The organism is Noviherbaspirillum suwonense, from assembly GCF_900182955.1.
Taxonomy (GTDB): Bacteria; Pseudomonadota; Gammaproteobacteria; order Burkholderiales; family Burkholderiaceae_D; genus Noviherbaspirillum_A; species Noviherbaspirillum_A suwonense.
This window is the reverse complement of record NZ_FXUL01000009.1, coordinates 19,393-32,208: the sequence shown is the minus strand read 5'-3', so window position 1 is coordinate 32,208 and position 12,816 is coordinate 19,393. Positions and strand designations below refer to the sequence as shown.

Sequence of the window (12,816 nt, the reverse complement as noted above, 5' to 3'; positions counted from 1 at the left end):
CGGCGACCCGGTCGAGTCATGTTTCCTGGACCAGCGCCGGCGTTGCCAGGCCCGTGGTGGCCTGGTGCACGAGCCAGGTGGCGGCCAGCAGGTCCGCCGCCCCGCCGGGGGACAGGCGCCGTTCCATGAACAAGCGATGGCACCCGAGCGCCGTCTGCTCCCAGCCCGGGTGCGCAGTGCCGCCGGCGTCGAGGAACGCCCGGGCGGACGTCCTGACGGTGTGCGCGCCCGCTGCGCCGCCGCGGTGGTAGACATTGGTGTCATTGATGTGCGCCATCAGTGCGAAAAAGGCGTCGACACGGGCCGCTCGCCCGCCGCGGCCCGCATCCAGCGTGCGCTGCAGCGCCGGCAGCGCGATCTCGAACACTGATGGCAATCCCAGCGCGACTTCCTCGCGCGCGCCGCTGACGGCATGCGCCTCCGCCACGCATCGGCCATGCGTGCCTGGCGGTCCGCCCCTGGTATGGTCATCCAGCGCTTGCCCCCATTGCGTCAGCAGGATGGCGCGTATGGCCTGGGGCGACGGCGGCGTGCGCTGCGCCCGGCAACGACCGAGCGCGGCGCACAGTATGCCCAGGCAAAAGATCGCGCCCCGGTGGGTGTTGATTCCGGAAGTGGCCTGCATCATCCGCGCTTCCGCGTCGATACCCAGCCGCTTGAGCATGCCGAACGGCGCATCATGCAGGCCGGCGATCGCGATGCGGACAAAATAATGGCGCAGCGCAAACAGGCTGCGCAGGAAGGTGCGTGCGTCCATGTCGTCATGGCTGCCATTGTCGACCATCGACACCAGGCCAGGCTTGGGATAGAGCGCCAGCTCGGCGTACAGGCTGCGCACTGCCAGCCGGCCGACCAGCCTGCAGAACTTGATGTCTTCCCGCCTGTTCCAGAGGATGGTGCGCCAGTGCGTCGGCCTGTCCAGGAAGTACGCCGTATCGCGGCGCGGCGCGCTTATGCTCAGCTGACGCATGCAGCCTCCCCGAGTTCGGCCTGCAATTCGGCCACGGAGCACAGGCGCACTCCGTCGATCTGCTTCACCAGCACCCTGTTGCGGCTATCCTGCAAGGCCGTTTGACACCACTCCTTCCATGCAACGGCCCGGCCCGACGGAAAGATGATTTCGCCATCCAGCGGCAGGCCGCCAGGGCAACCGGCAAAAAGCGCAGCGCCGGCGCGCAGCTGTTCGGGGCTGGCCGGGAAGAACAGGAGATCGATGTCGGATCTGTCGGTGAGATAAGGCCGGCCAGTCAGCACTTCCATGGCCAGTGAACCGTAGACCCGAACGTCGAGCCCCGCCTCTTCGACGACGCTTCGCCATGCCTGCCAGGCCCGCGCCCATTGCGGAAATATCGCGGCATCCGCAGCGTCCAGGCGAAGCGGCCGGATGGCGCGCCGGATGTGCGCCTGCAGGCAGCGTAGCGAGACACGGGTGCGGGCGCCGGCCGCGCTGTCGCGCGGCAGCGTGATCCCAAGGCACACTTCGCCGGGGCTGCAGCCGGTGTCCTGCCTGCGCACCGTGGCAGGCCAGTCGGCGCCGCGCCACTGGTCCATTGCCTGCTGCGCCAGCGAGTCAGGCGCCGTCCGGCGCACATGCCGCCACCCGTCGTCGCAAAGCCAGACCAGGTCATGCCGGGCCAGCATGCTGCCTCCTGACCGCTTCCGCCACCGGCTGCGCAAACTTGCGCCCGCCCCGCGCCAGGCCAAGTTCCCTGCGCCGGTCGCTGGCGTCGACATTTGCCAGCGCAGCGGACAGCGCCTGCGCCAGTTCGTCCTTCCAGATTTCCTGGATGCCGCCCATGCGCCAGTAATTGACCGGGCCCGGCGCAAAGACCGGGTTGGATTTCGCCAGTTCGACCAGGGTTGCTTCCGGCACCTTGGTGATGCGCGCCATGGCCGGCAGTCCCATGACACGGATGGTCGCATCCGGAAGCGCGTAGCAGGCATCCGCGATCAGGCCGCTCGTGATGAAGCCGCCCGACAAGGCCTGGTCGTACACAAGCCCGATGACCGCGTGGCCCTCGCGGCGCGCCAGGTCTATGCATTTGCCCAGGTGCGCCATATAGCTGTTAATGCCCAGCATTTCGTCACGGTGACGCAAGCGCTGTCCCTGCGTGTCGACCAGGATCAGGATCGGCCGCCGCGGGAATGCGCGCACGGTCTGCAGTACTGCTCTGGCCTGTGCCAGGGCGATCTCGATGCCGATGGGCGTGTGGTCGGTCGTGCCGATGACCGCAACCGGCCTGCCATCGACCGTCCCGGTGCCTGAAAGAAAATTGTCCTGCTCGACGATGTCATGTCCGCCGGGAAAAAGCTGTGAAGCCAGGGTGTGCCAGTTCATTGTTCTTCTCCTGCGCGATGTCCGGCGGCGAGACGAACGAACTCGTCCGCTTCCAGCATCGGGATCGTGTGCGGCTCGGCAAACCCGAGCCGCCGCCATATCTGCAGCGGCTCGCTTTCGCCGCCGTGGTCGTGCAGGCGACGTTCCAGCGTCGCCTGTTCCGCTTCGAGGTCAGGCAGCGTCAGCCCGATGGTACGCTGGCGGCTCGCGGACAGCGCCTGCATCGCTGCCTGCCGGAATGCCGCAATGTCGTCCGCCACCAGGGCCTGGCAGTCCCCCAGCAGATAGCGATGCTTGCCGCCGGTAGTGCGCCAGACCAGGGCGCGATCGCGGGAATCGAATTCCTCGACGCCGTGGGTCGTTTCAATGACTTCCGGGCCGGACATCCCGAGGCGGCCTTCCTCGGACATCACGATCGCGTTCGTGCATCGCGCGGCGATGCCCATTCCGCCAAAGCAGCCGTTGGCGCCGCCGATGAGAGCCACCACAGGAATGCCGGCGGCGCGCGTATCGAGGATGGCCCGCATCACTTCCGAAACGGCGATCAGGCCGGCGTTGGCTTCATGCAGGCGCACGCCGCCTGATTCCACCAGCAGCAGCACGCCGTATGCCTGCTCGTCGACCGCCCGCTGCAGCAGGCCGACCAGCTTGGCCCCATGCACTTCCCCGACCGCGCCGCCCAGGAAGCCGCCTTCCTGCGCAGCGCCGAACACCGGCCTGCCGTCCATCGTGCCGCGGCCGACGATCACGCCGTCGTCGAAGGACACCGCCAGGTCCAGCTGGGCCAGATGCGGGCTGATGACGCGTTCCGCCGGCGGCATGAATTCCCTGAAGGTGCCTTCGTCGAACAGGCGCCGGATGCGTTCGCGCGCCGTCAATTCAAGGTAGCTGCTCATGGGGTGCCTCCCGTCATCGTTTCCACCGCCTGATCAAGCCGCAGGCTGACCACCGCCGGCGTGGCGCCCATGTCGTTGATGGCGATGCGGGTATCCGCCAGTTGCCAGCGTGCGTGAAAATCCGCCATCACGGCCTGCCACGTCGCCTCGAAACCCACGGCCGCGGTCTTCACGTCGATTTCGCAGGCGCCGCCGAGCGGCACGGGTTCGATCAGCACCTCGAGATTGCCGGAGCCGACGACGCCTACCAGCTGGGGAGGCGCCGCGATCCGCCGTGTCCCGTCCTCAAAGCGAAAGTGTAGTGTTTCCATATCGGCTCCTACCAGTTTCTGAATCGTTTGGGCGGGTCGTACAAGCCGCCGGATGCGCGCACCAGGTCCTTCATGTTCCTCGCGGCGAGCAGGTCGCGGGTGGCGAGGCGCTTGTCGATCCCCAGGTCTTCTGCACGAAGGATGACCTTGCGGTCGCGCAGGTTTTCGACCATGCGCCTGTCCCGCGCCATGCCCACCGGGGAATAGCCGGCAACGCCCCGGATCGCCTGCTCCCGCTCCTCGGGGGTGCGGCACAGCAGCAGGTTGGCGATGCCTTCCTCGGTCAGGATATGCGTGACATCATCGCCGTAAATCATCACCGGCGGAATGGCCATGCCCGCCTGCTCGGCCACCTGCCATGCATCGAGCGTTTCGACGAACGCGGGCGCCATATGTTCGCGGAACGTCTCCACCATCTGCACGACCAGCTTGCGCCCGCGCGGCATGACGTTCCTGCCTTCGTCCGCCTGCCGTCCCGCTTTCAGCCAGGCCGGGCTGTCGTGGCGCCGGCCGCGCGCATCCGCGCCCATGTTGGGAGCGCCGCCGAAACCGGAAATGCGGCCCAGGGTGGCGGTCGACGAATTGCCCTGCAGGTCGATTTGCAGCGTGGAGCCGATGAACATGTCGCAGGCATAGTGCCCGGCGGCCTGGCAAAAGGCCCGGTTGCTGCGCATCGAGCCGTCGGGACCGACAAAGAAGATATCCGGCCGCGCGCGGATGTAGTCTTCCATGCCGAGCTCGGAACCGAACGAGTGCACGGACTCGACGAAGCCGGCCTCGATCGCCGGGATCAGCGCCGGATGCGGATTCAGGGCCCAGTGCCTGGCAATCTTGCCCCTGAGGCCCAGGCTCTGCGCATACGTCGGCAGGATCAGTTCGATCGCCGCAGTATCGAAGCCAATGCCGTGATTCAGGCGATTGATCTCGTATTCTGCGTAAATGCCCTTGATCGCCATCATCGCCATCAGCACCTGGACCTCCGAAATCTGCGCAGGGTCGCGCGTGAACAGGGGCTCGATGTAATAGGGCGCGGGCGACTGGACCACGAAATCCACCCAGTCCGCCGGCACGTCGACGCGCGGCAGGGTATCGACGATCCGGTTGACCTGTGCAATCACGATGCCGCTCTTGAATGCGGTCGCCTCCACGATGGCCGGGGTGTCCTCGGTGTTCGGACCCGTATAGAGATTGCCTGCCCGATCCGCCGCCTCCGCCGCGATCAGCGACACACGCGGCGTCAGGTCGACGAAGTACCGGCCAAACAGCTCAAGGTAAGTGTGGATCGCGCCGATATTCAGTTGCCCGGCCATGACCAGCCGGGCCAGCCTTGCCGCCTGCGGTCCGGAAAAGGAAAAGTCGAGGCGGGACGCAACGCCTTTTTCAAAGACGTCCAGGTGCTCCGGCAACGCAATCACCGACAGCAGCATGTGCAGGCCGTTGATGCGCGCCGGATCGAGCTGCGCCAGCGCTTTCCCCAGGAAATTCGCCTGCTTCTGGTTATTGCCTTCCAGGCAGACGCGGTCGCCGCACTCGATGACCTGGTGCAGCAGATCGGCGATCCGGTTCGCCGGCAGGATCTTGCCGGAGAGCGCCGTCCCCAGCGCCTCCCCTGCCCGTTCGAGACGCGCGCGGCGATTGCTTTGCTGGTGATTCCAGACGCGGTCAGGTCCGCCCATTTTTATTCTCCACAAAGATTGACAGACGCATCGCTCAAAGCACGATGAACAGCAGCCACACAAGGACCGGGGCCGCGACGGTGACGATGGCGCCATAAATCATCAGCTGGCGCAGGAAGACATCGCGATCCACGCCTTGCGCATTCGCCAGCACCAGGGCCCCGTTGGTGGAGAATGGGCTGACATCGACAATGGTGGAGGACACGGCCATCGCGGCGATAAAGCCGATCGCATCGACGCCCGTGCCTTGCTGCAGGAATGGCACGGCCAGGGGAATCAGTGAGCCGAGCACGGCCGTCGACGAAGCAAATGCCGACACCACGGCGCCGACGAAGCACAGCAGCAGCGCTGCCACCATCGGCGAGGTCAGGCCGGCCACGCTGTTCCCGACAAAGGAAATCGTCCCCATCTTTTCCATCACGCCGACGTAGGTGCTGACGCCGACGATCAGCATGATTTCGGGCCAGGATACCTGCGAGATGGCGCGTTTCTGGACGTTGGGCGCCATCATCGAGAGCACCAGGCCGATGGTGATGGCGACAAAGCCGATATCGAGCTTGTAGACGAGCGTCAGGATCGCAAGCGCGATGAGTCCCGCAATGGTGGCCAGTTGATGGACGTTCAAATTGTCGGACACTGAAGCATCCGCGGCCGGCGTGGCGGCCGCGGCAGCGGCACCGCCACCGGTGCTTCCGCCGGTAGCGGGGTCGACTTGCGCCGAACGCGCCATGGCCGGTGTTTCTTCGGTCAGCGCTTCGCCTTCTGCGTCGTTGACAATCCGCTGCGCCTGGGCCGGCACGACCTTGGGCATCGCAAACGCCGCCATCGCCAGTCCTGCGCCGGTGTGCCGCGGCACGGTCCTTGCAGGCCGCATCAGGCGGAAGCCGCCGAACAGGAAAAACAGCAGGAGCGCCACGGCAAAGTTGACGCCGAAGCTGGCAAAGGCGGTTGTCAGCGGGCTCAGCGGCAAGCCGGCCTGCTGGACGATCTTGTTGGTGATGCCGCCATAGATACTGATCGGCGAGAAGCCGCCGGCTTGCGCGCCGTGTATCACCAGCAGGCCCATCATCAAGGGATTGATGCCATGCTTGGCTGCGAAGCCAAGGGCGATCGGGGCAATGATGGCAACGGCTGCGGGACTGACCGCGCCGACCGCGGTCAGCATGGCCGCGATGCCGAACATGATCCACGGAATCGCCGCGACACGTCCCCCGACCGCGCGCAGCGCAAGCCGCACCAGGCCGTCGATCGTGCCGTTGTTCTGGGCCTGCGCAAATAGAAACGTAATGCCGACGAGCGTGAGGAAGAGCTCGGCAGGAAACCCGGCCATGATTCCCTTCGTCTGCATGCCGGCAACCAGCGTGCCTACCAGGAACGCGCCGACAAACGCGAGAACACCCATGTTGATGGGCAGGATGGTGGCAATGATAAACATTGCCACCAGCGCATAAATTGAAATCATATGGGAAGACACGATTCTCTCCTTCGAAAAGCAGCGCTGGCACTGCGCCCGTCACCCGATGCCGGGCGACGCGCTAGAACACGGATTGTTTCCAGTGCGAACAGGTTTTACGACGATGCAATGGGCGCGTTCATTCGCGCGGCGCCGATGGGTGCAGGGAGCGTAACGACAAGGAATTCTCAAGTGTGTCCACGGGCATGGCTGTCTCCTTTTAATGGGGGTTGCGCAATGGCGATCGTTATTTTTTTGATGACCCACCTTATCCGTGCCGCAAAACGAAATCAATTAAGCGCAGGAGCGAACGTTTACTGTCAGAGTAAATATCGGAAGCGCGACAAGCGCTGATGCCGCGCCAGCAATGCGGCGGCAGGACGGCGGGTTGGGAACCCGCCCTCGCCAGCTGTCCTGTTACACCCGGCTGGAACAACTGGTAAGATAAAAATACAACAAGCCCAGGCCATGACCGGCGACGAGACAGCATGCCAGAACTGAATGAATGTTTTTTTACTCCCGACGCCCTGCGAGACGCAGGTGTCGATGCGCCCATGCATCCACCCATGGCGCAACGCGGATGAGCGCCATCGACCCCGACGCCCTCAGGTTCAGCGCCTATCCGCTGGCCCGTCCACCAGACCGCCAGCGTACAGTCCACGCCAGCGGCATTGCGCTGGCAGTCTACGAATGGGGCGCGATCGACGCGCCGCCGCTGCTGCTGGTGCATGGCGCATTCGACTTCGCGCGCACCTTCGACGTCTTCGCGCCGCTGCTGGCCGACGCCGGCTACCGGGTCGTGTCCTACGACCAGCGCGGCCACGGCGACTCGGAACATGCGGCGCTGTACAGCTGGGTAGCGGACGAGCGGGACATGCTGGCCGTGGCCGATTCGATCACGCGCGCGCCCATGGTCGCTGTCGGCCACAGCAAGGGCGGCTCGCTGCTGGTGCACACGATACAGGCGCTGCCGCACCGCTTCACCCGCTTCGTCTCCATCGACGGCCTGCCCTTCCGCAGCCCGCACCCGGACAGCGCGATGCATGAGCGCAAGTCGATGACGGCCGACATCATCACCGACTGGCTCGACGACCGGCGCAGCGTGGCGGGCCGCGTCCGCAAGCCGGGCACGCTGGAAGACCTTGCGCGCCGCCGGGCGAAGATGAACCCGCGGCTGTCGCATGAATGGCTGTGCTACCTGGTGACCAGGGGCGCGCAGCACGATGCCGAAGGCTGGCGCTGGAAAATCGACCCGGCATTGCGGCCCGGCGGTTTCGGCCCGTTCCGATCGCGCTGGATGACGGACAGGCTGCCGGGCTTTCCGGTGCCGATGCTGGCGCTGTTCGGCACGCTGCGCGAACCGATGGGCTGGGATGCGAACCCGGACAAGCTGGCGCCCTACTTCCCGCCGTCGACCCAGGTCGAGGTGATGCAGGACACCGGGCATTTCATCCATATCGAGCGGCCCCGCGAAACCGCAGCGCTGATCGTCGACTTCCTGCGCAGATGACCGAATTCATTTATCACAACCGCGTCAGGCTGGCGCTGCACAAGCTCAGCGACGGCGCGGGCCATCCGCTGCTGCTGCTGCACGGCCTGGGCGAACATTCGCCGGCGACGCTGCCGCTGCCTTTCGCAGGCTGGCCCGGACCGGTCCATGCGCTCGACTTCACCGGGCATGGCGCATCCGACATACCGCCGGGCGGGGGCTACAGCTGCGAGTTCCTGATGGCTGACGCCGACAGCGCGCTCGCGCATCTCGGCGCGGCCACCGTGGCTGGCCGCGACCTGGGCGCCTACGTCGGCCTGCTGCTGGCCGGCGCCCGCCCGCGGCAGGTGCGCGGCATGATCCTGCTGGACGGCCCCGGTCTGGCGGGCGGCGGCACGCCGGCAAAGAATCCCTACATCCCGGTGGTCGACGCCACCTGGCGCGGGCCGCCCGACCCGTATGCGATCGCCGACCTGGCGACTGACGCGCGTCCGCCCGAATATGCGAGCAATTACGCGATGCTGGCGGCCCAGAACTCGGACCTGGAGCGGCCGATCGCCGTCTGCACCCGCGAGGTGCCGGAGTGGCTGCAGGCAACGATGGACCTGCTGTCGCTCGAACGCATCGGCGTCGACGAAGCGCTGCAGGATTACGCAACCCCGCCGTCCTGAATTCAACCCAGCGGCATATCGAATCACTTCGCGCATAGAAGGGCATCGCGGCATGCCACGGCCCGACCCGATCCAGCGGCGCCAGGACAAAAGGAGACAGCATGGAAGCCAGGACATACCCGGAGTTCAGCACCCATTACCCGCTGCTGCTGACCACTTTCATGAAGCGGCCGGTCAGCCTGTATCCGGACCAGGTCGGCGTGGTCTACCGCAACCACCTGAGCGGCGACTATGCGCGCTTCACCTGGAAGCAGTGGCATCGGCGCACGTCGCAGCTCGCCCATGCGCTGCAGGCGACGCTGGGCGTGAAGGCCGGCAGCCCCGGCGAGCCGGGCGACCGCATCGGCACGATGGCGCTCAATACCCATCGCCACCTGGAACTGTATTACGCGGTGCCCTGCATCGGCGCGACGCTGCACCCGATCAACGTGCGGCTCGCGCCCGAGCACGTGATCTATACCATCAACCATGCGCAGGACAAGGTCATCTTCGTGGACGACACGGTGCTGCCGCTGCTGGAGGCGATCTACGACCGCATCAAGGACACGGTGGAGACCTTCGTCTACATGTCCGACCGTCCCGGCCTGCCGGACACCCGCATCGCCGGCATGGTGTCGTACGAAAGCCTGCTGGCCGACCAGCCGGATGAGTTTGACTGGCCCTACCTGCACGAGGACACCAACGCCACGCTGTGCTACACCACCGGCACCACCGGCCAGCCCAAGGGCGCAACCTTCACCCACCGCCAGCTCTACCTGATGACGCTGCACATCATGGCGATGCCGGGCATCACCAACATTCCCGGCCACGATATCGCCGCCGGCCTCGGCGTCAAGCCGGGCGAGAACGCGGTGCCGCTGCTGAACACGCCGATGTTCCATATCCATGGCTGGGGCGCGCCCTTCCTTCATGTGTTCAGCGCACAGAAGATCGTGCTGCCCGGCGCTTTCACTGTGCAGGGATTCTGCGAACTGGTGGAGCGCGAAAAGGTCACCAGCGTCGGCATCGTGCCGACCGTGGCCGCGATGCTGCTCGAATACGAAGACCTGCCGAAATACGACCTGAGCAGCCTGGAGCGCATCGGCGTCGGCGGCGGCGCGCTGCCGCTGGGGCTGAAGACCAAGCTGGAAAGGATGATGCCGGGCTTTCGCGTCAGTTCGGGCTATGGCATGACCGAGACCGCGCCGACCACCATCGTTTCCTTCGTCAAGAAGCACATGGTCGGCTGGGAGCGCCAGCGGCTGGACGAAGTGATGGTCAAGACCGGCCTGCCGGTGCCCGGCCTGGAAGTGCGGGTGGTCGACGAGGAGGGCCAGCCGGTGCCGCATGACGACCGGACCGTGGGCGAGATCCTGATACGCGGGCCATGGGTCACCGAGCGGTATTTCCGCGAGCCCGAGCGCAGCGCCGAAGCCTGGCAGGGCGGCTGGTTCCATACCGGCGACATCGCGAAGATCGACGCCGACGGCTATATCGTCATCGCCGACCGGCTCAAGGACGTAATACGCAGCGGCGCCGAGATGGTGCCGACCGTGCTGCTGGAAAACCTGATCTCGATGGCCGACTTCGTGTCCGAGGCCATGGTGGTCGGCGTGCCTGACCCGGTCTGGGGCGAAAAGCCGCTGGCGCTGGTCAGCCTGCGTCCGGGCCACCAGGCCTGCGCGCAGGACGTGATCGACTTCCTGGTCGAGCATGGCGTCGCCACCGGCAAGATCACGCGCTGGATGCTGCCCAGACTGGTCGCCATCACCCGCGACATACCCAAGACCAGCGTCGGCAAGTACAACAAGAAGGCCGTGCGCGACCAGCTCGACCGTTACCTCGCCATTGCCACGAACGTGTCATCGGACGCATAGCGGCTGAACGTCCATCAACCACCCAAACCCGGAGAAAACCTTATGGCTGCAATCAATCCCGTCACCGACCTCGTCATCGAGGACGGCATCGCCGTCGTCACCCTGAATTCGCCGCCGGTCAATGCGCTGTCGGTCGCGGTGCGCGACGGCATCTACCAGGGCATAGGCGAGGCGCTGGACAATGACGCGGTGCAGGCGGTCGTGCTGATCTGCGCCGGCAAGACCTTTATCGCGGGCGCCGACATCGCCGAGTTCGACAAGCCGCGCAGCGGCCTGACGCTGCCGCAGGTGCAGCAGCGCATCGAGGACGCCGGCAAGCCGGTGATTGCCGCCATCCACGGCACCGCGCTCGGCGGCGGGCTGGAAGTCGCGCTGGTCTGCCATTACCGGGTCGCGGTGCCCTCGGCGAAATGCGGGCTGCCGGAGGTGAACATCGGCCTGCTGCCAGGCGCAGGCGGCACCCAGCGGCTGCCGCGCATCGTCGGCGCCGAGAAGGCGCTGGAGATGGTGACGTCCGGCATGCATGTGCGCGCGAAGGATGCGCTGGCCATGGGCCTGGTCGATGAACTGACGCCGGAGGACGGCCTGCGCGCCGGCGCCATTGCCTTCGCGCGCAAGGTCGTCGCCGAAGGCCGGCCGCTGCGCAAGGTGCGGGACATGAACGAGAAGGTGGAAGCGGCGCGCGGCCGGCCCGAGCTGTTCGCCGAATTCCGGCGCGGGAATGCCCGCAAGTTCCGCGGCTTCCAGGCGCCGGAAGCGAATATCCGCTGCATCGAGGCAGCGGTGAACATGCCTTTCGACGAAGGCCTGGCCTTCGAGCACAAGTTGTTCGAGGAACTAATGGCTGGCACACAGTCGGCAGCGCAGCGCTACTATTTCTTTGCCTCGCGCAAGGCCTGGAACGTGCCGGACGTGCCGGCCGACACGCCGACCATACCGGTCAACACGGTGGGCATCATCGGCGCCGGCACCATGGGCGGCGGCATTGCGATGAACTTCCTCAACGCCGGCATCCCGGTCACCATCGTCGAGACGAAGCAGGAAGCGCTGGACCGCGGCCTCGCGACCATACGCCGCAATTACGAGAACACCGCCAGCAAGGGCCGCATCAGCATGGACGATGTGGAAAAGCGCATGGCGCAGCTGAAAGGCTCGCTGGCGCTGGACGACCTGGCGCAGTGCGACCTCGTGATCGAGGCGATCTTCGAGAACATGGACGTGAAGAAAGAGATGTTCGGCAAGCTCGACCGCATCGTCAGGCAGGGCGCCATCCTCGCCTCCAACACCTCGGCGCTGGACCTGAACGAAATCGCCAGCGCCACCAGCCGGCCGCAGGACGTCATCGGCCTGCACTTCTTCTCGCCGGCCAACGTGATGAAACTGCTGGAAGTGGTGCGCGGCGAAAAGACCTCGAAGCCGGTGATTGCGACCTGCATGCAGCTTGCCCGCCGCATCGGCAAGGTCGCCGCGCTGGTCGGCGTCTGCCCGGGCTTCGTCGGCAACCGCATCCTTGCGCAACGCCAGCGCGAGGCCGGCAAGCTGGTGCTGGAAGGCGCGATGCCGTGGGACGTGGACCGCGTGCTGGTCGACTTCGGCCTGCCGATGGGACCGTTTGCGATGAGCGACCTAGCCGGCCTCGACCTCGGGTGGCGGCGCGAAAACTCCACTGGCTCGACACTGCGCGAGATCCTGTGCGAGATGGACCGGCGCGGCCAGAAGACCGGGGCCGGCTTTTATGATTACGATGACAAGCGCCAGGCCCGGCCGTCGCCGGTGGTCGAGAACATCATCCGCGATTTCGCCGCATCGAAAGGCATCACGCCGCGTGTGGTCTCCGAACAGGAAATCCTTGAACGCTGCATCTACCCGATGATCAACGAAGGCGCAAGGATCCTGGAAGAAGGCATCGCCATCCGGGCTTCGGACATTGACGTCGTGTGGGTCAACGGCTATGGCTGGCCGGTGTATCGCGGGGGGCCGATGCGGTACGGCGACAGCGTCGGGCTCGATAAAGTGCTGGCGAAGATGCAGGACTTCGAGGCGCGGTTCGGGGATGACTTCAAGCCTGCGAAGCTGCTGGTGGATATGGTGGCGCAGAGGAAGTCGTTCAAGGACTTGTAGCGCAG

Annotated in this window: 11 protein-coding genes; 4 read left to right on the top strand and 7 right to left on the bottom strand. The window is 65.8% G+C overall.

The features are described 5' to 3' along the window. Positions 1–16: 16 nt before the first annotated feature. Genes mdcB through QOL82_RS12965 form a run of 7 tightly spaced genes read right to left on the bottom strand, consistent with a single transcriptional unit; the run spans position 17 to position 6,695 of the window. Positions 17–970: a triphosphoribosyl-dephospho-CoA synthase MdcB gene (gene mdcB, locus QOL82_RS12995; protein ID WP_283442705.1), complete on the bottom strand. Its 954-nt coding sequence runs from the start codon at positions 968–970 to the stop codon at positions 17–19. Next, on the bottom strand, positions 958–1,641 hold the full coding sequence (gene mdcG, locus QOL82_RS12990) for a malonate decarboxylase holo-[acyl-carrier-protein] synthase (protein ID WP_283442704.1): 684 nt from the start codon (positions 1,639–1,641) through the stop codon (positions 958–960). The genes mdcB and mdcG overlap by 13 nt, the downstream gene beginning before the upstream one ends. Further along, a complete protein-coding gene (mdcE, locus tag QOL82_RS12985) occupies positions 1,625–2,338 on the bottom strand; it encodes a biotin-independent malonate decarboxylase subunit gamma (protein ID WP_283442703.1) in 714 nt (237 codons plus the stop codon). Before mdcE ends, mdcG begins: the two co-directional genes overlap by 17 nt. Continuing rightward, positions 2,335–3,234, bottom strand: a complete 900-nt coding sequence (locus tag QOL82_RS12980) for a biotin-independent malonate decarboxylase subunit beta (RefSeq protein ID WP_283442702.1) — start codon at positions 3,232–3,234, stop codon at positions 2,335–2,337. The genes mdcE and QOL82_RS12980 overlap by 4 nt, the downstream gene beginning before the upstream one ends. Then, positions 3,231–3,545 (bottom strand): malonate decarboxylase acyl carrier protein, encoded by a 315-nt coding sequence (gene mdcC / locus QOL82_RS12975; RefSeq protein ID WP_283442701.1) that lies wholly within the window; start codon positions 3,543–3,545, stop codon positions 3,231–3,233. Before mdcC ends, QOL82_RS12980 begins: the two co-directional genes overlap by 4 nt. Before the next feature lie 8 nt (positions 3,546–3,553). Further along, complete coding sequence (gene mdcA, locus QOL82_RS12970) at positions 3,554–5,221, bottom strand: malonate decarboxylase subunit alpha (RefSeq protein ID WP_283442700.1); 1,668 nt, start codon at positions 5,219–5,221, stop codon at positions 3,554–3,556. 34 nt (positions 5,222–5,255) lie between these two features. Further along, positions 5,256–6,695, bottom strand: coding sequence for an SLC13 family permease (locus QOL82_RS12965; RefSeq protein WP_283442699.1), 1,440 nt, complete (start codon positions 6,693–6,695; stop codon positions 5,256–5,258). A 559-nt stretch (positions 6,696–7,254) separates the two neighbouring features. Between QOL82_RS12965 and QOL82_RS12960 the strand changes: the two genes are divergently transcribed. From QOL82_RS12960 to QOL82_RS12945, 4 genes are all read left to right on the top strand, one after another. Then, entirely contained in the window at positions 7,255–8,184 is a 930-nt protein-coding gene (locus QOL82_RS12960) for an alpha/beta fold hydrolase (RefSeq protein ID WP_283442698.1), read from the top strand. Continuing rightward, positions 8,181–8,834 (top strand): alpha/beta fold hydrolase, encoded by a 654-nt coding sequence (locus QOL82_RS12955; protein WP_283442697.1) that lies wholly within the window; start codon positions 8,181–8,183, stop codon positions 8,832–8,834. Before QOL82_RS12960 ends, QOL82_RS12955 begins: the two co-directional genes overlap by 4 nt. Before the next feature lie 101 nt (positions 8,835–8,935). Then, a complete protein-coding gene (locus QOL82_RS12950; protein WP_283442696.1) occupies positions 8,936–10,690 on the top strand; it encodes a long-chain-fatty-acid--CoA ligase in 1,755 nt (584 codons plus the stop codon). A 42-nt stretch (positions 10,691–10,732) separates the two neighbouring features. Continuing rightward, positions 10,733–12,811 carry a 3-hydroxyacyl-CoA dehydrogenase NAD-binding domain-containing protein gene (locus tag QOL82_RS12945; RefSeq protein ID WP_283442695.1) on the top strand — a complete coding sequence of 693 codons (2,079 nt, stop codon included), beginning with the start codon at positions 10,733–10,735 and terminating at the stop codon, positions 12,809–12,811. The last annotated feature ends 5 nt before the right edge of the window (positions 12,812–12,816 follow it).